20 protein-coding genes and 1 riboswitch are annotated in these 21,085 nt (G+C 37.5%); of the genes, 17 read left to right on the top strand and 3 right to left on the bottom strand.

The window, feature by feature from the left end:
- Positions 1-3: 3 nt before the first annotated feature.
- From BM121_RS14905 to BM121_RS14885, 5 genes are all read left to right on the top strand, one after another.
- Positions 4-2,061: a CocE/NonD family hydrolase gene (locus BM121_RS14905; protein ID WP_091484452.1), complete on the top strand. Its 2,058-nt coding sequence runs from the start codon at positions 4-6 to the stop codon at positions 2,059-2,061.
- 221 nt (positions 2,062-2,282) lie between these two features.
- On the top strand, positions 2,283-3,056 hold the full coding sequence (locus BM121_RS14900; protein WP_091484451.1) for an alpha/beta hydrolase: 774 nt from the start codon (positions 2,283-2,285) through the stop codon (positions 3,054-3,056).
- Positions 3,056-3,853 carry an alpha/beta hydrolase gene (locus BM121_RS14895; RefSeq protein ID WP_091484450.1) on the top strand — a complete coding sequence of 266 codons (798 nt, stop codon included), beginning with the start codon at positions 3,056-3,058 and terminating at the stop codon, positions 3,851-3,853. Before BM121_RS14900 ends, BM121_RS14895 begins: the two co-directional genes overlap by 1 nt.
- A 70-nt stretch (positions 3,854-3,923) precedes the next feature.
- A complete protein-coding gene (locus tag BM121_RS14890; protein WP_091484449.1) occupies positions 3,924-4,283 on the top strand; it encodes a nuclear transport factor 2 family protein in 360 nt (119 codons plus the stop codon).
- Position 4,284: 1 nt separating this feature from the next.
- Positions 4,285-5,046, top strand: coding sequence for a DUF817 domain-containing protein (locus BM121_RS14885; RefSeq protein ID WP_091484448.1), 762 nt, complete (start codon positions 4,285-4,287; stop codon positions 5,044-5,046).
- Between the two features lie 8 nt (positions 5,047-5,054).
- On the opposite strand, the gene BM121_RS22135 is transcribed toward BM121_RS14885, so the two are convergent.
- On the bottom strand, positions 5,055-5,225 hold the full coding sequence (locus BM121_RS22135) for a hypothetical protein (protein WP_175495446.1): 171 nt from the start codon (positions 5,223-5,225) through the stop codon (positions 5,055-5,057).
- A 200-nt stretch (positions 5,226-5,425) separates the two neighbouring features.
- Here BM121_RS22135 and BM121_RS14880 point away from each other — a divergent pair, with 200 nt between their 5' ends.
- Entirely contained in the window at positions 5,426-6,382 is a 957-nt protein-coding gene (locus BM121_RS14880) for a LacI family DNA-binding transcriptional regulator (RefSeq protein WP_091484447.1), read from the top strand.
- Between the two features lie 40 nt (positions 6,383-6,422).
- Positions 6,423-7,670, top strand: a complete 1,248-nt coding sequence (locus BM121_RS14875) for an MFS transporter (protein ID WP_091484446.1) — start codon at positions 6,423-6,425, stop codon at positions 7,668-7,670.
- 42 nt (positions 7,671-7,712) lie between these two features.
- Here the strand turns inward: BM121_RS14875 and BM121_RS14870 are convergent, their stop codons facing one another.
- Entirely contained in the window at positions 7,713-8,243 is a 531-nt protein-coding gene (locus BM121_RS14870) for a YceI family protein (protein WP_091484445.1), read from the bottom strand.
- 137 nt (positions 8,244-8,380) lie between these two features.
- On the opposite strand from BM121_RS14870, the gene BM121_RS14865 reads away from it, so the two are divergent.
- The 5 genes from BM121_RS14865 to BM121_RS22555 all read left to right on the top strand — a co-directional run bounded on the left by BM121_RS14865 (position 8,381) and on the right by BM121_RS22555 (position 11,781).
- A complete protein-coding gene (locus BM121_RS14865) occupies positions 8,381-8,710 on the top strand; it encodes a winged helix-turn-helix transcriptional regulator (RefSeq protein ID WP_091484444.1) in 330 nt (109 codons plus the stop codon).
- Between the two features lie 85 nt (positions 8,711-8,795).
- Positions 8,796-9,728 (top strand): nucleoside hydrolase, encoded by a 933-nt coding sequence (locus BM121_RS14860; RefSeq protein WP_091484443.1) that lies wholly within the window; start codon positions 8,796-8,798, stop codon positions 9,726-9,728.
- A gap of 16 nt (positions 9,729-9,744) precedes the next feature.
- Entirely contained in the window at positions 9,745-10,614 is an 870-nt protein-coding gene (gene rbsK / locus BM121_RS14855) for a ribokinase (protein WP_091484442.1), read from the top strand.
- 5 nt (positions 10,615-10,619) lie between these two features.
- Positions 10,620-11,294: a uracil-DNA glycosylase gene (locus BM121_RS14850; RefSeq protein WP_091484441.1), complete on the top strand. Its 675-nt coding sequence runs from the start codon at positions 10,620-10,622 to the stop codon at positions 11,292-11,294.
- Between the two features lie 358 nt (positions 11,295-11,652).
- The gene (locus BM121_RS22555; protein ID WP_281244825.1) at positions 11,653-11,781 is read left to right on the top strand and encodes a hypothetical protein; all 129 of its coding nucleotides are present in this window, start codon (positions 11,653-11,655) and stop codon (positions 11,779-11,781) included.
- Positions 11,782-12,083: 302 nt separating this feature from the next.
- Here the strand turns inward: BM121_RS22555 and BM121_RS14845 are convergent, their stop codons facing one another.
- Positions 12,084-12,863 carry an ion transporter gene (locus BM121_RS14845; protein ID WP_091484440.1) on the bottom strand — a complete coding sequence of 260 codons (780 nt, stop codon included), beginning with the start codon at positions 12,861-12,863 and terminating at the stop codon, positions 12,084-12,086.
- Positions 12,864-13,077: 214 nt separating this feature from the next.
- Between BM121_RS14845 and BM121_RS14840 the strand changes: the two genes are divergently transcribed.
- From BM121_RS14840 to BM121_RS14820, 5 genes are all read left to right on the top strand, one after another.
- Positions 13,078-14,448 (top strand): TrkH family potassium uptake protein, encoded by a 1,371-nt coding sequence (locus tag BM121_RS14840; protein WP_091484439.1) that lies wholly within the window; start codon positions 13,078-13,080, stop codon positions 14,446-14,448.
- 50 nt (positions 14,449-14,498) lie between these two features.
- Positions 14,499-15,866: a TrkH family potassium uptake protein gene (locus tag BM121_RS14835; protein WP_091484438.1), complete on the top strand. Its 1,368-nt coding sequence runs from the start codon at positions 14,499-14,501 to the stop codon at positions 15,864-15,866.
- A gap of 567 nt (positions 15,867-16,433) precedes the next feature.
- Positions 16,434-17,384, top strand: a complete 951-nt coding sequence (locus tag BM121_RS14830) for an AAA family ATPase (RefSeq protein WP_091484437.1) — start codon at positions 16,434-16,436, stop codon at positions 17,382-17,384.
- 5 nt (positions 17,385-17,389) lie between these two features.
- Positions 17,390-18,649: a DUF58 domain-containing protein gene (locus tag BM121_RS14825; protein WP_175495445.1), complete on the top strand. Its 1,260-nt coding sequence runs from the start codon at positions 17,390-17,392 to the stop codon at positions 18,647-18,649.
- Positions 18,646-20,862, top strand: a complete 2,217-nt coding sequence (locus BM121_RS14820; RefSeq protein WP_091484435.1) for a DUF4129 domain-containing transglutaminase family protein — start codon at positions 18,646-18,648, stop codon at positions 20,860-20,862. The genes BM121_RS14825 and BM121_RS14820 overlap by 4 nt, the downstream gene beginning before the upstream one ends.
- A gap of 92 nt (positions 20,863-20,954) precedes the next feature.
- Positions 20,955-21,056, top strand: a riboswitch (purine riboswitch).
- Positions 21,057-21,085: the final 29 nt, after the last annotated feature.

Here is a 21,085-nt window from a genome sequence, read left to right as displayed (position 1 = left end):
ACATTGGTTTTTAACATAAAGGATTCAGAAGAACGCCGAGTCAGACAGGATTTCCCACGCCAAGTTAAAAAGATGGAAAACATTTGGATCCCAATGTCTGATGGTGCAAAGCTTGCGGCAACGATTTGGCTACCAGAGGATGCGGTGGAAAATCCGGTTCCAGCCATTTTAGAATATATTCCTTACCGCCAAAATGACTTCACAGCAATCCGTGACTCTGTAAGACATCCGTATTTTGCAGGGCATGGTTATGCAAGTATTCGTGTTGATATCCGTGGGTCAGGCAATTCTGATGGGGTTTTAATGGATGAATATTTAAAACAAGAACATGACGATGCATTAGAAATACTGGATTGGATCGGTGACCAAGATTGGTCAACAGGTGCAGTAGGGATGATTGGAAAGTCTTGGGGAGGATTTAACGGTTTGCAAGTTGCTGCTCGTCAGCATCCGGCATTAAAAACAATCATTACCTTATGTTCCACTGATGATAGGTATGCAGATGATGTCCATTATAAAGGTGGCAACGTCCTGGCTTCAGATATGCTATGGTGGGCATCTACTATGTTTGCTTATAATGCTAGACCACAAGACCCCGCCGTAGTAGGGGAGAGTTGGAAAGAAAACTGGCTTGATCGCTTAGAAAACACACCTCCTTTTGTAGAAGAATGGTTAAGCCATCAGCGCCGTGATGACTATTGGAAACATGGTTCAGTATGTGAGGACTTTTCAAAAGTTGATATTCCTGTTTTTGCTGTAAGTGGCTGGCAAGATGGCTATACAAATGCTGTATTCCGTTTGTTAGAGCATTTACCGAATGAAAGTAAAGGATTAGTCGGACCGTGGGCGCATGAATATCCGGAAGTAGCAACCCCAGAGCCGAATATCGGGTTCTTACAGGAATGTTTACGCTGGTGGGATCATTGGCTAAAAGGAATGGACACAGGTATGATGGAAGAACCAAAATTGATTTCATGGATACAGGACAGTGAGCTACCACAAGTAACTTATGAAAAACGTCCTGGAAAATGGGTAGGCGATAATAAGTGGCCTTCTGATAATGTGCAAATGGCAAAGTGGTGGATGAAGGGAAAAACCATCACAACTAATCCTGTTAATGAAGCAGATCAAGTGGTAATTCCAAGTGTACAGGAACATGGATTTTATAACGGTGTCTTCTGTCCGTTTGGTCAGCCTGGTGATTTACCGGCAGATCAACGTTTGGAGAACGGCAAAGCGGTTGTCTTTACATCTGATCCATTAGAGGACACGATTGACTTGTTAGGTAAACCGGTATTTCATGCAGAATTTTCTGTTGATCAGGAAAATGCTTTTATTGTTGCGAAAGTAAATGATAAAGCACCGACTGGTGAATCGACGATGATTACGTGGGGGATGTTAAACCTTAATCATCTTGACTCACAAGAACATCCTCAGAGCTTAGAACCCGGTAAAAAATATCAAGTAAGTGTTGATCTCAATGTATTAGGTCAGCAGATTCCTGCCGGACATTCGGTGGAGTTAGTGTTATCGCCAACGTATTGGCCACAAGCATGGCCTTCACCAAAACCGGTGAATCTAACTGTCTATCAGAATGAGAATACGTATCTTGCATTGCCTGTTCGTACAATTCAACCAGAAGATAAAGAGGTAGGTTCACACTTCCAGGTACCAGAGACAGCACAAGTGATCGAGAAAGAGGTACTTCGTAAAGAAAAACGTACACGTGAAGTGAGACATGATTTGATCAATGGAATTTGGAAGCTGGAAGACTTCTCTGATGAGGGAGAACGTAAGCTGCTTACAAATGGTGTGGAACATGGAAGTATTAATAATAACACATTCTCGATTAAAGAAAACGATCCATTATCCGCAAAGATAACTTGTGAATGGGAGTTAGTTGTGGGCCGTGATGACTGGCAAACAAAATTAGACACATTTAGTAAGATGACTAGTGATGAAGAGAATTTCTATCTTTTTAATCGTTTAATAGCATTTGAAAATGGAGAAGAAATTTTTCAGAAAGAATGGAAGAAAACGATAAAGAGAGAGTTTCAGTAAATCATATATATGTAAAAAATCGCTTGAGATATTATCATCCAAGCGGTTTTTTTATTGTCCATGGCTTATGGGTAATGGAAGAGAATTTGTAGCAGAAGCGATGGGAAATGTAGTATGAATGATAACGTACTTCTCTAACTACATAGTTCAAATTTATTGTTACACTATAATAGATATTTAAAGTCTCCAAAAAAAACTTTGTCTAAGGAGGAGTGATCTATTTGGCTTGGCTCCATGTACATCATCATTCTGAAATACTTGGTATGCCCGTTCAAATGGAAGTTTTATTACCACAATCATCAGGCGGCGATCCTAGGAGATACTCAACACTTTATCTTTTACATGATATGGGAGAAGGTCATACTTCATGGTTGCGGAAAACAAATGTAGAAAGGTACGCGGAAGAATTTTCACTTGCAGTCGTTATGCCAGCTGGACATCGAAGTTACTATGCAAATAAGTTTTATGGTAAGTCATATTTCACCTTTATAAAGGAGGAGCTACCTGCTATTTGTGAAAGAATGTTTCCATTATCTCAAGCAAAGGAAGATCGATATATTGCAGGAAGTGGTATAGGAGGTTATGGTGCACTTAAAGCGGGCCTATTCACATCACATATTTTCAGCAAAGTAGGTTCATTTTCAAGTCCCATAGATATAGCTGGTATCGCTGATCGAGTGGAGGTCGGAAATGCGGTAGACATTTTTGGACCGTTGGACGAGTTGAATGGGAGTAGGCATGATCTTTATGCAGCCACAGCATTAACTGATCCATCCTCCTATGCATCATTTTACTTATCCTGTCATTTAGAAGATGTCTTTTTAGGAGAAAATGAATCCTTCGCCCAACACTTGACTAGTCTTGGAGTATCACAAATGTTTGAAAAAATTCAAACACGAAATGATGGGTGGGAATACACGGATTACGCTTTGGAACAGTTTATTAGGTGGTTATCTCAAAAGAATCCTGACATTTCTCTAAGGAGGACTAAATAATGGCTTTAATCGAAACGCACATATATTCTGAAGTCTTAGCTATGGATATGACCGTAAATGTGATTCTGCCACAAGAAAAGCAGCCATATATGGGTAATAAAAAGATGAAGGTTTTATGGCTACTTCACGGTGGTTCAGGTGATGAATCTGCATGGCTACGTATGAGTAATATAGAACGTTATGCGATTGAATATGGCATAGCGGTAATTATTCCTGGAGTCCTCAACTCTTGCTTTACAGACATGGAGCATGGAGAGAATTTTTTTACTTATATGACAGATGAGTTACCATCTATTGTCCGCCAACTATTTCCTATCCTTTCTTCAAAACGAGGAGATCATTACATATCAGGCTTTTCTAACGGGGGATATGGCTGCTTAAGACTAGGTTTAGCAAGACCGGATCTTTATGCTGCTATTGGTGCCTTTTCGGCTGGAGATAAGGCAGATGTACCTTTTGTCAATGATGGATCAAAGAAAGCCAAAGGACGGATCGAAGTATTTGGAGATGGTGACATCAAAAATACAGATCATGACCTCAAATATTTAGCTACTCAAGCTATTAACACCGGTCAAGTTTTACCTGAAATCTATCATGCATGTGGCAGCTTAGATCCGTGGTTAGACTTAAATGAAATAATACGTGATTTTTTTACTGGACTAGATAATACCTATGACTATAGCTATCATCTAGCAGAAGGTTATGGTCATACATGGGATTTTTGGGATATGGAAATAATTAGATTTCTTAAAAGTCTTCATCTCAAACAAGATAACACTAGTTACATAGGCTTATAGACTGAAGGTAAATATTAAGTGAGCCACAATAGATTATGGTATACTAATTTTCAAAAAGGAGTGTATAAGAATGGAAACAAAAAATCAACAGCTTTTTCGTGAATTTAACGAAGCCATGGTAAAAGGTGATAGTGAAAAAATACTGGAAAGTGTAACAGATGATATAGTGTGGCGTATGGTAGGCAACGACACGATAAAAGGGATTGAAAACTTAGAACAGGCACTCCAAGGAATGGAAAATGGTAATCAATTTGAACTAGAAATCGAGCATTTGATTACGCATGGAAAAGAAGGCGTGGTTAATGGCATTATTCATTCTACAGATAAAAGTGGTGAACAGCGCCACTACAGTTTCTGTGATATTTATAAGTTGAATAAGCATAAAGATGGAAATATAAAAGAAATTATTAGTTACGTATTGGAGATTTAATATGCGACAGTTATGGACGTTTGGTATCGAGCAGGCAAAATCGTGTATTTTTGCCGTTGTGATATTTTCTACATTAGCGATAACACAAATAATCGATGTCTCTTTTATTCACCGCTATGATTTCATCCTGATCATATGTCTTATTACACAAGTACTCATGCTCGTCACCAAACGGGAAACATGGGATGAATTGAAAGTAATCTGTGTTTTTCACCTGATCGGTCTTGCGCTTGAAATCTATAAAGTACATATGGGTTCATGGAGCTATCCGGGAGATGCAATTTCCAAAATATTTGGAGTGCCGTTGTATAGCGGTTTTATGTATGCCAGTGTTGCAAGTTATTTATGTCAGGCTTGGCGTCGACTTGATGTTACACTGGAAAAATGGCCCCCGACATGGACTGTTGCTATCTTGAGTGCAGCCATCTATTTTAACTTTTTCACTCATCACTATATCTATGATTTTCGTTGGGTATTAAAGGTTGCTACGATTCTATTATTCTTACAAACGATTGTTTATTACCGTGTGAATCATCGTACATATAAGATGCCACTTGTACTTTCGTTTGTATTAATCGGCTTTTTTATCTGGATTGCGGAGAACATTGCTACCTTTTTTGGTGCGTGGCAATATCCTGGACAGACTGCTTCATGGCAAATTGTACATCTAGGGAAAATCAGCTCCTGGTTGCTATTGGTTATTGTAAGTTTTCTAATTGTAGCAATGTTGAAGCATATTAAAGAAAGGAGCGCTTCCTATTAAGCGCTCCTTCATTTCCTTTGATCCAGCACATTACGGCTATAGACTTCTTCAATATAGCCAATATACCCTTCTGATTTATACTTTTCCTGTTCTCCTTCTAACCGACTTGCTAATGATGCTAAAATAAGAATACTACTGCACATGAACAACCAGACAAACATACCAAATAAAATATCCATCATCTAAACCTCCTTACTCAGTAGCTTAGATGATGGAACGCGTTTCAGATCAAGAACTTTTTTGTGCGTTAGCATATAAAATTTTAGCAGGGTAGTAATTCGATGTAGTGAAAATTTTGAATCTACAAAGTATAAGTAAAATGAAGGCTTTCGCCAGTACTTAACGATAAACCAAGTTTTTTTGAAAAAAGGTGAGATATATGGCAAACATTCGTGATATTGCAAAAATGGCCGGGGTATCCGTAACGACTGTATCCCGGGTGATTAACGAACACCCTTACGTAAGCGAGAAAAAAAGAAAAGCCGTATTACAAGTGATGGAAGAAGTAGATTATCAGGTTAATCGTACGGCAGTAAGTCTGAGTCAGGGAAGAGCACATTTAATTGGTGTGGTGGTTCCTTTTGCAAAACATCCTTTTTTCGGATTACTGATCGAAGGAATAGCAAAGCAAGCGGTCGAAAATCACTACCATTTTGTTTTAATACAAACCAATTATGAAAAATCTCGCGAACAAGAAGCGTTAGATATGCTAAAACATAAACAAATAGACGGTCTTATTATATGTTCACATATCATGGACTTAACAGAGATTGAGCCATACCAATCATACGGAACCATCGTCGTTTGTGAAAATGCAGAGGCTAATCAACAGGTAGAATCTGTATATGTCGACCATTATCAAAGTTTTACCGATGCTTTAACCTATCTTTACCAAAAGGGATATCGGCAATTAGGTTATTGTATAGGCCGTGAATCAGGTTCCAATAGTTATTTTCGACATCGAGCTTATCAAGACTTCCTCAAGCAGCATCCACAACATGAATTCGTTTTTACGGAAAATTACTATTTCGAAGATGGACAAAAAATTATCGATCAAATCACACAATCAACACATAAACCAGATGCATTACTAGTGACCAGTGACGTGGTGGCTGCCGGCATTTTTACTGCTTGTCAAAATGCCAATATTGATATACCAGGTGATATTGCGCTGGTTGGCTTTGATAATCAACCGATGACGAAAATGATGGGCATCACCACATTTGAAATCCCAATCGTGACAATGGGAGAAAGATTATTCTTGCATGTGTTAGGAATAGTAAACGAACCTCATGAAAAACTTTCCGTTACATTGATTGAGAGAAATACAGTGTAAATGCTTTCAATTTTAGATATAATGGCATAGGTGATGCAACATGACAAAACAAATTTTTGAAAAATTTTATTATGGCTGGGTAATCGTTGTAATTGCTGCTTTCGGTGTCTTTTTTTCCGGTCCTGGTCAGACGTATTCAAATTCCATTTTTGTCGACGAGTATATTGATGCATTCGGCTGGTCTCGTTCAGAAGTATCCGGATTATATTCGGTTGCGACTTTAATTGCAGGATTCGTGATGATGATTGTCGGAAGGTTTATCGATCGTTTCGGTCAGCGTACAATGATGGTAACTGTAGGTTTACTGTTTAGTTTAGCCTGTTTTTTTAATAGTGTTGTTTCAACGATGTGGATGTTTGTAATCGGTTTTTTCTTGATTAGGCTTCTAGGGCAAGGAAGTATGACATTAATTCCAAACACACTTGTTGCTCAATGGTTTATTGAAAAAAGAGGGCGAGCAGTTAGTTTAGTTTCACTTGGCAGTTTTGCCAGTGCAATGCTTTTTCCTATTATGAACACATGGTTAATCCAGACTTGGGATTGGCAATTTGCGTGGCGTTTCTGGGGAATCATCCTCCTGATAGTGTTTGTTCCAATGGCTTTATTCGGTGTTAGGAATCGTCCAGAAGATGTTGGTCTTGTCCCAGATGGTTTTGAAAAGAAAAAAGATAATAATAGTACAGTTAACCAAAAACCAGTATCGGAAATTAATTGGAAGCTAAGGGAAGCAAATAAAACACGGGCATTTTGGATGATCCTCATTTGTATTGGCATTCCAGCTCTTGTTAATACTGGGGTTACCTTTCATATTATTTCAATTTTCACCTTTCATGAATTACGATCAGAAATTGCTGCGACTGTATTGAGTTTAATGGCGGTGGTTGGTATACCTATGTCGCTAGTATCTGGTTTTATTACCGAAAAAATAAAAACCAATTATTTATTTGTCATTATTTTTATCCTAGAGCTCATTATCCTAGTGTTATTAATCCTTTTAGCTAATACTTTTATCGCAATTACAATCGGAATCCTTTGGGGGATTGCGAATGGATTTGGGCGAATTGCAACAAATGTGATTTGGCCAGATTATTTTGGTAGGAAACATATCGGAAGCATTAATGGAGTTGGAGCAACAGTGATGGTTGCTGCCTCCGCATTTGGCCCATTACCATTTGGTGTAGGATATGATATTTTCCATAGTTATACACCTGTATTACTAATCTCTCTAGTATTTCCTTTTGTAGGGGTAATTGCAGCATTATTAGCTAACAAGCCTGGAAAAAGTTAAAAAACCAACGTGTAAAGACACGTTGGTTTTTTTGAAATGATTTTATTCTTCTACAACAAATTCTAATCCACCAGTGAATTTAACTTCTTTACCGATTAATACGCCACCAGTTTCAAGTGGAGCATTCCAAGTTAAAGCATAATCTTCACGGTTTAATTTGCCTGTTATGTCCGCACCAGCAATTGTATTGCCTTGCATAGGGTCTTTTGCTTTTCCATTGTATTCTACTGTAAATGTTTCTTCATTTGTTACACCTTTGATCGTTACATCACCGGTTAATTTAAATTCAGAATCACTTACTTTTGTGATTTTTTTACTTACAAACGTAATGTTTGGATATTCTTCAACATTGAAGAAATCCTCTGATTTCAAGTGTCCATTACGGTCATCATTATTCGTTTCGATAGATGCTACATCAATCGTTACTTTTACACTAGCATTTTCAATATTGTCAAAGTCACCATTGAAATCAATATCAAAATTTTGGAATTCCCCTTTTGCTTTAGAAACCATCATATGTTTTACTTCAAAGTTTAATGCACTGTGTACTTTGTCTAAAGTTACTTTAGCCATTTTTAAAATTCCTCCCTAATAAAATTAACTTACTTTATGTAACTAAGTATACAAACATTAATTGGTTACGTCAAGTAATTTAATTATTTTATTTCTGTAAAAAAATTTGCTATACTATATATAAAGAGGTGAGAACTATGGCAGACCAAACGATTTGTCCGAAGTTTGAATCGGCATTAAATATAATAAATAAACGCTGGACTGGGTTGATCATTTTTCAATTATTAGAAGGTGCACAGCGTTTTTCTACCATTGAAGCAACAATCGGTATTAGTGGACGTGTTTTATCAGAAAGGTTAAAGGATTTGGAAAAACAAGGTATCGTTAAACGCCATGTCTATGATGAAACACCGGTCAGAATTGAATATGACCTGACAGAAAAAGGGATGGCTCTAAAACCAGTATTAGAAAGCATCCAAGAATGGGCAGACGGCTGGATGGAAATAGAAAAACAATCATTTGTATAATTCATACCCGGGATAAACGGAAGTTAAACTGTGGAGTAGATGCTTCGCAGTTTTTTTGTATAATATAGAAGAAGGAGTGATGTAAATGAAAGTAATTCTGGATTGTGATCCGGGGCATGATGATGCGATTGCCATTATACTGGCAGCATCTAAGATTAGTCCGTTAGATATTGTCGGTATTACAACTGTCTCGGGAAATGTAGAAGTAGAAAAGAATACCTTAAATGCATTGAAGATTTGTGATATTATCGGTCTAGATGATGTCCCGGTAGCGCAAGGAGCAACAAGACCGATGGTGAAAAAATCGGAAATAGCAGAAGAAATTCATGGAGAAACAGGTTTAGACGGACCAAATCTGCCATTGACTCCAAAAAAAGCAGCGACAAGCCAGCATGCGATTGATTTTATCATTGAACAATTACATAATTCAGCAGAGCCGATTACACTAGTTCCTACAGGCCCATTAACTAATATTGCGATGGCTTTAGTAAAAGATCCTTCTATTAAGAAAAATATAAACGAAATTGTCTTAATGGGTGGCGGTACCTTTGGTAATTGGACACCGGCAGCAGAATTTAATATTTATGTTGATGCAGAAGCGGCGAAAGTCGTTTTTGAGAGTGGTATTCTGATTCGGATGTTTGGCCTGGACGTGACACATCAGGTATTAGCTACAAAGGAAACAGTAGGACATTTAAGAGAAATCAACAATCCTGTTAGTGAGTTTGTGGCAGAGTTATTAGTCTTTTTTATGCAAGCGTATAAAGACCATTTTGACTTTCCAGGTGGTCCGATTCATGATGCTTGTACGGTCGCGCATCTCCTTGATCCAACCATTTTTGAATTTGAACACGTTCATGTTGCAATTGAGACCAAAGGAGAGCACACATATGGGATGACGGCTGTCGACCGATTAGGTGTAACTGGTAGAGAACCGAATACTTATTTTGCTACAGGACTTGATCAGGGGAAATTTTGGAGATTATTCAAAAAAGCGATGGAATCTTACTCTGACTAAAGAGGAGGACAAAGGAATGCATCAACCAAAAATAACGGTGATTGGCAGTATTAATATGGACTTAGTCACGGAAACAGATGTTGTACCTGTCCAAGGGGAAACAGTGAGAGGAATGAATTTTCAAACGGTTCCTGGTGGAAAAGGTGCGAACCAGGCAGTAGCGGCAGCTCGACTTGGAGCAGAAGTGACGATGGTTGGTCGCGTCGGTGACGATCAATTTGGTGATGTATTAATGGATCACCTACGTAAGGAAACCATTCAAGTAGATAATATAGATCGTGTACCTAACACACCATCCGGTTTGGCCAATATTATTTTATCGGAACAAGATAATCGAATCATTATTATCGCCGGCGCTAATGGTAATGTGACAACAGATTATATAGAACAGACGAAAGCTGCCATTCTTGAGAGTGATTATGTCTTACTTCAATTTGAAATTCCGAAAGAAACAATTGAATACAGTATCGAATTATGTCATAAACATGAAATTCCCGTTATCGTTAATCCTGCACCAGCTATGGAATTGGATAAGACGATATGGGAAAAAGCTACATACATTACACCGAATGAAACTGAGCGGCAACAACTATTTACTAAACAGCGAAATGAGAAATTAATTACGACCAAAGGCAAGCAAGGCGTATCGCTTATCGAAGCTGGTAAAGAGCAAGAAGTAGGTGGTTACGCTGTAGATGTTGTGGATACAACAGGTGCAGGCGATACATTTAATGGAGCATTGGCAGTGGCATTAGCAGAAGGACAATCCGTAACGGAAGCAGTTACTTTTGCGAACGCAGCGGCAGCGTTATCCGTCGGTAAGATAGGTGCACAGGGTGGAATGCCTACTAGAGAACAAGTAGAACAATTTTTTGAAAAAGGTTGATTGTGATGACTACAAATATATTAAAAAATGATTGGGCAGAGAAATTAGAAACAGAATTCCAACAGGATTATTATTTACAATTGCGTGAATTTCTGAAAACCGAGTATCAGAACTACACGATATATCCTACTATGTACGATATTTATAATGCGTTACACTACACACCTTTTCATCAAGTGAAAGTGGTGATTCTTGGCCAGGATCCTTATCATGGTCCGAATCAGGCACATGGTTTAAGTTTTTCGGTTAAGCCGGAGGTTGTTATTCCACCTTCATTAAAAAATATATATAAGGAATTACATGCAGATATTGGTTGTCCGATTCCTGATCACGGTTACCTTGTGCAATGGGCAGAACAAGGAGTGTTATTGCTTAACAATGTATTGACGGTTAGACAGGGGCAAGCGCATTCTCATCGTGGTATGGGATGGGAGCAATTTACTGATCAAGTGATTACGACGTTGAATCAAAAAGAAACACCTGTCGTATATATTCTCTGGGGAGCAGCAGCACAGAAAAAACAAGCATTGATTGATTTATCCAAACATTATGTGCTCAAATCTCCCCATCCCAGTCCATTATCAGCATATAAAGGATTCTTCGGCAGCAAACCATTTTCCGAAACCAATCAAATTCTCGAACAAAACGGTCAGCAAGCAATAGATTGGGAAATTAAGTGAAAGTAACAATTGTGGTGATGTTTTTTAGTGGAAAAGATAATTCAGATAACGGATAAACAACAAATCTAAGTAACCAGATAAAAGATTTGTTGATTATCTGACCTTGTATATATCGGGTTTGATCGCCTCGATCGCTACCCAGATAACAATAAATCTATTAAGAATGAGGGAATATGTGTTTAAAATTGATATAACTGACAAATCTAGTGAGCAAGGCTAAAGATTTGTCACAAAAACAGATATAACTGACAAATCTCATGAGCAAGGCTAAAGATTTGTCACAAAAATTGATATAACAGACAAATCTAATCGTATTGAGTGGAGATTTGTCACAAAAATCAAATCCGTTGAATTGAGAATGAGAAAACACAAGAAATGGTTAGATCAAGTGATGAGTGGAGATTTAATGATCGAAGACGAACTGGATTTAGATACTCGTTCGTATGTTGGCAGTATACAAGGAGAGCTCACAGATAAGCAAGGGTAGAATTATATGGCGATGTTTTTGTTGTCTGTGTGATTGCTAGTCCATAAACACCATGGCATAGGAAACTACAGGCTGAACGAAAAAATCCCAATTTCTTTATTATTAAAGGAGAGGGAGTAGACGGAGATGTCTAGCTCCAAAAGCTAGGCGACTTGCTGACTGGTGAAACCAGAGGCCTAGTCGCCCTTATGCCCTTGGGTGAAAGTCATCATTGGTTCGCAAGTTCACCGTGATCATTTATCTCAGTTGCTTCGGTCCAGTCGCTCTTGTTTTAAGCGGGCGATCCTGAGATTTTCTAGTAATTATTTATCTTGCAACATTTCTTTGATTTCCCGGATTTCTTTTCTTAACTCTTTTATTTCATTTGTATCTTCTTTGATTTCATCGGTGTCTTCTTCAATATCGTCGGTAATTTTTTGTGCATTATTGACGATTTCCCCCACGATTAAATTAATCATGATAAACGTAGCGATCACAATAAACGATAGGAAGTACAGCCATGACCATGGTTCCTCTGCAAAAATCGGGCGAAAGATTCCACTAGCCCAAGATTCCAAAGTGAAGATCTGGAACAATGTAACAAAGCTTAAAAAGATATCACCGAAATATTCGGGCGCAATATCACCATAAAAAGATGTTCCCAGAATGGCATATACATAGAATATGATCAGCATAATTAATAACACACTGCTTATGGTAGGAACAGCCATAAATAATGCCGCAACAATTCGTCTTAATGTCGGAATAACGGTAATCGTACGGAAGACTCTTAAAACACGGAAGATACGTAACACACTAACAAAAGGGGTACTGTATAAAATCACGCTTCCAAGGACAATAACTAAGTCAAAAATATTCCAAGGATTAGAGAAAAAACTTTTTCTCAATACCATTATTTTCAAAATAACCTCTAATGCAAAAATGATGAGAATAATAATATCAATCACTACAAAGTAATGATGATAGTCTTCATATATATTGGGGAAAGTTTCAAGGCCAATTAATATCGCATTAAATATAATTAAACCTGTAATAAACCAATTGAATCGTTTATCCATAACAAATTGTCTTAATGCATTCATTCGATTTCTCCTTTTCTATGTAACAAATAACATTGTAGCTATCAAAATTATTTTAAAATGAAAATAGGATAAACACAAACTTAAGGCAATATTAGTAAAGGAATCGGTATAAATGAAACGACATGTTAGTAATTTTAAAATTAATTAGGATACAATTTCTAGTTTTTGCTATAATGTCAGTTGAAGCACTAGAAAATAGAAAGAAGTGACTACTGTGCGTAAAAAGTTAAGTGTTTTCTACCATAAATTAAGTAATTTATCTGGTATTCATCTGATTGTATTATTTTATTGTTCGGCCGCATTATTATCTACATTATTATTGAGTATCCCGTTCTTCTACCGTGAAGGTGTCGAGGTATCATGGCTAGATAGTATTTTTACAGCAGTTAGTGCCATTAGTGTAACAGGGTTGACCGTTGTCTCTACAGCGGATACGTTTAATACTTTTGGTTATTTCGCATTAGCGTTTGTGTTGCAATTTGGTGGTATAGGAATTATGACGCTGGGAACATTTGTTTATATCTTGCTTGGTAAAAAGATCGGGATACGGACAAGGCGATTGATTCAAATTGATCAAAATCGCAACACGTTAGCTGGATTAGTCCAATTAATGCTGAAAATTTTAAGAACGGTTCTTGCTATCGAATTAGTTGGTGCTATCGTTCTATCTATTTATTATTTGAAGTACTTTGATTCATGGCAGGAATCGATAGTACAAGGGGTTTTCGCAGCAGTTAGTGCAACAACGAATGCAGGTTTTGATATTACAGGTACATCTCTGGAGCCTTTTGCACATGACTATTTTGTCCAGTTTATTAATATCCTTCTTTTAGTTCTAGGAGCGATTGGTTTTCCGGTATTATTAGAAGTACAGGAACTGCTTTGGGGCAGATACCGCGATTTAAAGTGGAAATATCAATTCTCGTTATTTGCTAAAGTTACAACGGTTACGTTTTTTATATTAATTGTAATCGGAGCATTAGGCATCTTTTTATTTGAACATAATCATTTCTTACAGGATAAGTCCTGGCATGAGTCGTTATTTTACAGTCTCTTTCAGTCTGTAACAACACGAAATGGTGGTTTGGCAACAATGGATGTTGCAGAATTTACGACTCCTACCTTATTACTATTGTGCGCACTAATGTTTATTGGGGCATCACCTAGTAGTGTTGGTGGAGGGATTCGTACCACAACGTTTGCCATTATGATGCTGGCAATTTTTCATTATGCAAAAGGTCATAATACGATAAAAGTGTTTAAACGTGAGGTTGATCCAGATGATGTCACAAGGTCATTTATCGTTGCAATTACAGCTATCATGTTATGTGGCAGTGCTATTGTATTTTTGATTTGGTTAGAACCTTTATCGAATATGGCAATTGTTTTTGAAGTGTTTTCAGCTTTTGGTACGACAGGGCTGTCGCTGGGGATAACACCTGATTTATCGGCAATTGGAAAAATAGTGATCATTTTGATGATGTTTATCGGGCGAATTGGAATTTTCTCCTTTCTATTCTTAATTCGTGGAGATGATGTCCATGATCGCTATCATTATCCAAAAGAAAAGATGATAATTGGATAAATCTATGATAAACTATCCTCTAGTTTGAGTCACACTAAGGGGTCAATGAGATGATTAGCATGTATAAAATGAAATATTGGACGAAACAATGGACAGCCATTCATCATATCGTTATCTATTATTTATTAGCAGTAATTATTGGGACTATTATTGTTAGTTTGCCAATTTTTCATAAACCAGGGGTTGAGTTATCGTTTATTGACGCTATGTTCACTGCGGTTACCTCGATAAGCGTGACAGGGTTAACGGTTATTACCATCCCAGATGTGTTTAACCCCGCAGGTCAGATAGCGATTGCGGTTATTCTCCACCTTGGTGGTATAGGGATTATGGCAATGGGAACCTTTATCTGGGTGGTGCTTGGTAAAAAGATTGGTATTCGCAGTCGGAAAATGATTATGGTCGAACAAAACAGTAAAACATTATCAGGTCTTGTTAAATTAATGCTTGCTATCTTTAAACTAATCTTACTGATTGAGTTAGTAGGCGCCGCCATTTTATCCATACATTTTCTCAATTATTTTGATACTTTCGGGGAGGCTGCCTTAAACGGCTTATTTGGAGCTGTCAGTGCGACTACCAATGGTGGTCTGGATATTACTGGTGCTTCTTTGATCCCGTTTGCTGATGACTATTTTGTTCAATTTATTAATATCATTTTGATTGTATTAGGAGCAATTGGTTTTCCGGTATTAGTAGAAGTAAAGGAAGTTCTAAAAGGAAGAACCCAGGTTATTAATGACCGGCATAAATTTTCTTTGTTTACCAAAATCACGACGGTAACCTTCTTTTGGTTGGTTGTAATTGGGGCATTGTTGATCTTCTTGCTGGAAAGAAACGCCTTTTTTGCGGGTAAAACATGGCATGAAACTTTCTTCTATAGTTTATTTCAGTCGGTTACCAGTAGAAGTGGTGGTTTGGCAACAATGGATGTTTCCGAGTTTTCGGTGGCTACGCTATTCTTAATCAGTGCATTAATGTTTATTGGTGCTTCTCCAAGTAGTGTTGGTGGCGGGATTCGTACAACGACTTTTGCCATCATGCTCTTGACGATTTGGAATTATGCAAAAGGGAATTCGAGTGTGAAAGTGTTCGGACGTGAGATTCACCAAGAAGATACTTTACGATCCTTTATTGTCATCACCACTGCGTTAATGCTTTGTGGAGCTTCTATTATTGTTTTAAATATGACAGAACCTTTTAGTCTGATGGAGATTATTTTTGAAGTAACCTCTGCATTTGGTACTACCGGTTTATCAATGGGAATTACTCCGGATTTATCGACTTTTGGTAAATGTTTAATCATGTGTCTCATGTTCATCGGTCGTATCGGTGTCTTTACGTTCCTGTTTATCATACGTGGTGATGAAACAAAAGACCGTTTCCACTACCCAACTGAACGAGTTATTATCGGATAGCCCCAAGGCCATTAGTCTGGGGTTATTTTTTTGGAATAAAAATATAGAATAACTTGGTAAAGAAAATCTGTGAATCTTGATCGCGTGAGTTCCCACAGGAGTGTCGCATTTTTCCGCAGCTTAAAATAGTGTTTTGTTAAAAAGCAGGAAACCCAAAATTAAAAGTTCCGTGAATTGTATATTATCAATAATCAGTAAACTAAAATGAGTGATGGCAGAATACGGAGACTCCTATGGGAACAGCGCGAGCCGAAGACCCCGTAAGAAAACGCTTTTTGTTGTCTGAAGAGGCTAAGGCCGTACCCATGGAAAGCGCAGTATTCTGCCAGAGCGTTTCCAAGCACTCAACTATAATCAGAATGGTAGAAAGCCACACTAAACAGAATTTTCACTGTTGCGCAGTTTGTACTTCATTCGAAATCAAAACTACAATCCTACCTACACTGGAAAAATCCAAGATTTTCTTCATTCGCCTAGATTAATCAGTAGGAAAAGGGGGCTTAAGTATAGTATAGTTATAGGTAGAAATAGTTTCGGTTATGTAGTGAGCAGAATGGAGGCGGAAAAATGGATTATGGAAATAAAGTTGCGCAAATCCTAGAGAACATTGAAAAAGTCATGATAGGAAAGAAACATGAAGTAACACTTAGTCTCGTAGCTTTGTTAGCTGACGGGCATGTATTACTGGAAGACGTACCCGGTGTAGGTAAAACCATGATGGTACGTGCACTTTCAAAATCATTAAATTGTGATTTTAAACGGATTCAGTTCACACCTGATTTATTACCTTCGGATGTAACAGGTGTTTCAATATATAATCCAAAAGAAATGGTGTTTGAATTCCGAAGTGGTCCTATTTTTGGTGATATTGTATTAGCCGATGAAATTAATAGAACCTCACCCAAAACACAGTCCGCTTTACTGGAAGCAATGGAAGAAATGAACGTAACAGTTGATGGTATAACGAAATCACTACACAATCCTTTCTTTGTGATGGCGACCCAAAACCCTGTGGACTATGAAGGAACATATCCATTACCGGAAGCACAACTTGACCGCTTTCTTATGAAATTAAGCATGGGATATCCAAATGAAGTGGATGAATTAGAAATGTTAAATCGAACAGATCGTGAACATCCAATTGATGAGATAGAAGCAGTTATAAATAAAGAACAATTACTGAAGATGCAAAAAGAAGTAGAAAGTCTCTATGTGGATGACACAGTAAAGCGTTATATTGTTCAACTGGTATCACAAACGAGAAAAAGCCCTTATGTTCAACTAGGGGTAAGTCCACGTGGTTCGATCGCATTAATGAAAGCAGCTAAAGCATATGCCTATATTGAAAAACGTGATTATGTGATTCCAGATGACATCGTTTATTTAGCACCTTATGTCTTATCACACCGGGTAATATTACGTCCGGAAGCAAGGTATGAAGGTGTTACCCAATCTTCTCTTATTACACAAATATTAGAAGAAATCGATGTACCTGTGCGAAAGGAATTGCATGGATGAAATCTATGATTCGAAAAATTGTAAAAGAACTACAACTACTTCTTTTACTAGGGATACTATTTGTATTTGCGATGTTTCAAGGTGGTTTTGTCAGCTGGTTTTTATTTTATAGTATGTTGCCGATTATTCTCTATATGCTGTTCATCCCATTCTATCCAATTAGTAATTGGAAGATAGATAGAAAGCTGTCGGACCGGTATTTGAAAACGGGTAGAAATATAGAGGTAGCCATTACGATTAAACGGAAATTACGTTTTCCCATTTTCTTTTTAGTTTTGGAAGAAGAATTTCCAGAAACACTTCAGTATGAAGATATTGGAAAGAAAAAATATCAGTACCTTTCCGATCAGCAATCGTATAATAGAAAACGTCATGTAAAAAAAGTAATATATCCAGGTTTTCAGAAAGATTTCACTATTCATTACCGAATAGAACATTTACCAAGAGGAAAACATCACTTGTCCAATATCCATCTAAGAATAGGTGATCCATTCGGTTTTGTTGATTGTAAGCACCGCTTTTATGTTGCAAAAGATTTTTTTGTTTACCCTGCCATCCAAGAATTGAAGTGGAAGCAGCAATCTATGAGTTTAGAAGAAGGTTCTACTTCCTCTCATGTCCATGATGAAAAACTGACAAATGTTGTATCAGGTGTTCGTGAATATATTCCTGGGGATCGTTTTTCATGGATTGATTGGAAAACAACCGCGCGAAAAAATACAGTGATGACAAAAGAGTTTGAACAGGAAAAGGACTCCAAAATTGTCGTCATTTTAGATGTGGGTGGATTACAACAACCTCAACCATTAGTTTTCGAAGCTGTTGTGGAATGGACAGCATCTGTTTTGCAATCACTTCGTAAGAAAGATCAAAGCACCTCTTTTTATACATTTGGAAAATCAGAGAGATTTTTCTCTAATCAGCAATTACAGTTCCAATTTCCAGCAGTACAAAACTACCTATCAACCGTAAAACAAGAACAAGTATCATTAGCAGAACGAATGGCAGTACCAATGAAGGAGCTATCAAGAGGGAGTGTCATTTTGTTTGTTATTCATCACTTAGATGAGTTAGTAGTAGAGAGACTATCCAATTGGAAAAAACAAGATTATACAATAGTAGTTTGCTATGTTATCCCGGAAAAGCAACTGGATGTCAAAAAAGAGCAATATATCCGGTCACTTCGTTTGAAAAATATTAGTGTGCAAACAGTAACAGAAAAGCAATTAATGCAAGAGCAATGGGAGGTGCAGGCATCCCAATGAAAAAAAGTATATCTTTAGAATCTGTATCTTCTTTTATTCTATTATTAGCAGGTTTTATGTTGTTCTGGGAATGGTTACGTCCGCTGGAAGAAATCACGGATACAGGTAATGTCTATTTATTTGTCATTTACACTGCCATTTGTTTTGTCACTTCTTTTTTTACGAGGAACTTATGGGCGAAGTTCGTGGTCAAGTTTTTCTCACTGTTATTTATACTTGATTATTTATTTATCAATGCTACCTTATTATCCCCTGAATGGATACAGACCTTGACTTTGGAGCTGAGATTTAATCTTGAAGCGGTGTTGGAGAACGATTGGGGATTAATGACTGCTTTTGCCAGAAGCATGTTATTCTTGTTATTGTTATGGCTGATGAGCTATTTATTACATTATTGGTTTATGATAGCTAACAAATTTTTTCTGTTTGTTGTATTAACGTTCATTTATTTAACAGTTTTAGATACGTATACGATATACGATGCGCAATTAGCAATGGTCAGAACGTTTGTTGTATCTTTCTTGGTACTTGGGCTCAGTAGATATGTAAAGCTGATGGACAATGTGGAAAGAGATAATCATAAGAAACACGTATGGAGTTGGATGACACCGATTATTGTTATTGTACTGTTCGCCACCGTACTAGGGATCTATTCACCAAAGTTAAACCCACAATGGCCTGATCCCGTTCCTTTTATTCAAAGTACAGCGGGACATGTTGGTTTTAGCAATGGTCCGGTGCAAAAAGTTGGCTATGGCGAAGACGATTCACAATTAGGAGGATCTTTTGTGCAGGATGATTCTCCGGTGTTTGAGGCCATTGCCCATGATGATATTTATTGGCGGATTGAATCAAAAGATTTGTATACCGGCAAAGGGTGGGAGCGTTCAACAGAGCTAGACTTCCAAGAATCAAACAATGGGGACATAGAATGGAGTACATTTCTGCGTCAACAAATAGAAACAACTTCATACAGTGCCACAGTACGACCGGTGACTCAAAATCAGTTATCAAAGATAGTGTATCCTTATGGCATTCATCATATCATGTCATCTGAACAGGATCCGTTTTTTACGGATAGTACTTATGGTTTGATCGAATCAGAATCAGCAGAACAGATTCAAAATCTGTCTTATTCCATTGATTATGAAGCTCCTTCCTTTTCAATTAATGAATTGAGGAGCAATTCAGAAGATGATCCTGTAGAGATTAAAGAACAGTATTTACAATTACCGGATAGTTTACCTGATCGTGTTCAGGAACTAGCAACAGAAGTAACCACGGGCGAAGACAATAGATACGATAAAGCGCAGGCGATAGAAGGCTTTTTCTCTGCGAATGGATATGTGTATCAAATTGAAGATGTATCTGTACCGGAAGAAGGCGAAGATTACGTTGATCAATTTCTATTCGAGACAAGAATCGGTTATTGTGATAATTTTTCTACCTCTATGGTAGTCATGCTTCGCTCCTTAGATATCCCGGCACGGTGGGTGAAAGGGTTCACTGGTGGTACGGAAGCCGTAGATCAGCCTTCTCTTCCAGACGATTACTCCTTGTATGAAGTGACGAATAATAACGCACATTCATGGGTAGAGGTGTATTTTCCTGAAAGTGGCTGGGTACCTTTTGAACCAACGAGTGGATTTACCAACCCAACTGATTTTTATCAAGAAACCAGCAGTGATATTAACACCGAAGATTATATGATAGATGATGAGGAAACGGAAGAAGAAAGTGGAGAAGAATTAAGCGAAGAAGAGCAGGAAAGTGAAGCGCTCAATCCAGCAGAAGATGACAGTGCAGTTGGCGGTGCAAATAATGAAAATGGAGGAAATGGTGGAATATATTACTGGATAGGGGCTCTGACTCTTATCTTTGTGATTCTGGCAATTATCATTTACCTTAAACGCTATGAGCTAAGAGATTGGTATATGCTGAAGAAATGGCATCGATTAATAGAGAAATTAGAAATAGAAGTAGCTTATGTCTATTTACTGGAAATCCTAGAAAAAAGAGGGGTACATCGAAGTAAAGGACAAACATTACGACGGTATGCAATAGAAGTTGATCAACGATTAGGCACTTCAGAAATGTATGATATTACGCTAGCATATGAAGAATACTTGTATCGTAACCAAACGTCATCATTAAAGGATAACAAGCGATTACAAAGCTTATTTCAACGAATGATTGATCAAATATTTGCTTGACCAGTATTGTATCGATTGATAGAATAGATAAAAATTAAAACGAGTATTTGAATAGTTTTGTAATGGTACTCAAAGTAATTGATGCAGTCTTCCTTGCATCATCACATCACCTTCATATATGTTTGAGAATAAGGCTCAAACGTTTCTACTTGAACACCATGAATGTTCGGACTATGAAGGCGGGGGTCTTGTCAAGATTTCTGCCTTTCTGTTTCTTATAAGA

The organism is Gracilibacillus orientalis (assembly GCF_900114645.1).
Taxonomy (GTDB): Bacteria; Bacillota; Bacilli; order Bacillales; family Amphibacillaceae; genus Gracilibacillus; species Gracilibacillus orientalis.
This window is presented reverse-complemented; position numbering and strand designations above follow the sequence as displayed.

Bases quoted from the DNA above. Each gene is read 5' to 3' on its own strand.
- BM121_RS14895 (WP_091484450.1), top strand. From the start codon at position 3,056: ATGGCTTTAATCGAAACGCACATATATTCTGAAGTCTTAGCTATGGAT.
- BM121_RS14890 (WP_091484449.1), top strand. From the start codon at position 3,924: ATGGAAACAAAAAATCAACAGCTTTTTCGTGAATTTAACGAAGCCATG.
- BM121_RS14885 (WP_091484448.1), top strand. From the start codon at position 4,285: ATGCGACAGTTATGGACGTTTGGTATCGAGCAGGCAAAATCGTGTATT.
- BM121_RS22135 (WP_175495446.1), bottom strand. From the start codon at position 5,225: ATGGATATTTTATTTGGTATGTTTGTCTGGTTGTTCATGTGCAGTAGT.
- BM121_RS14880 (WP_091484447.1), top strand. From the start codon at position 5,426: ATGGCAAACATTCGTGATATTGCAAAAATGGCCGGGGTATCCGTAACG.
- BM121_RS14875 (WP_091484446.1), top strand. From the start codon at position 6,423: ATGACAAAACAAATTTTTGAAAAATTTTATTATGGCTGGGTAATCGTT.
- BM121_RS14870 (WP_091484445.1), bottom strand. From the start codon at position 8,243: ATGGCTAAAGTAACTTTAGACAAAGTACACAGTGCATTAAACTTTGAA.
- BM121_RS14865 (WP_091484444.1), top strand. From the start codon at position 8,381: ATGGCAGACCAAACGATTTGTCCGAAGTTTGAATCGGCATTAAATATA.
- BM121_RS14860 (WP_091484443.1), top strand. From the start codon at position 8,796: ATGAAAGTAATTCTGGATTGTGATCCGGGGCATGATGATGCGATTGCC.
- rbsK (WP_091484442.1), top strand. From the start codon at position 9,745: ATGCATCAACCAAAAATAACGGTGATTGGCAGTATTAATATGGACTTA.
- BM121_RS14850 (WP_091484441.1), top strand. From the start codon at position 10,620: ATGACTACAAATATATTAAAAAATGATTGGGCAGAGAAATTAGAAACA.
- BM121_RS22555 (WP_281244825.1), top strand. From the start codon at position 11,653: ATGAGAAAACACAAGAAATGGTTAGATCAAGTGATGAGTGGAGATTTA.
- BM121_RS14845 (WP_091484440.1), bottom strand. From the start codon at position 12,863: ATGAATGCATTAAGACAATTTGTTATGGATAAACGATTCAATTGGTTT.
- BM121_RS14835 (WP_091484438.1), top strand. From the start codon at position 14,499: ATGATTAGCATGTATAAAATGAAATATTGGACGAAACAATGGACAGCC.
- BM121_RS14830 (WP_091484437.1), top strand. From the start codon at position 16,434: ATGGATTATGGAAATAAAGTTGCGCAAATCCTAGAGAACATTGAAAAA.
- BM121_RS14825 (WP_175495445.1), top strand. From the start codon at position 17,390: ATGATTCGAAAAATTGTAAAAGAACTACAACTACTTCTTTTACTAGGG.
- BM121_RS14820 (WP_091484435.1), top strand. From the start codon at position 18,646: ATGAAAAAAAGTATATCTTTAGAATCTGTATCTTCTTTTATTCTATTA.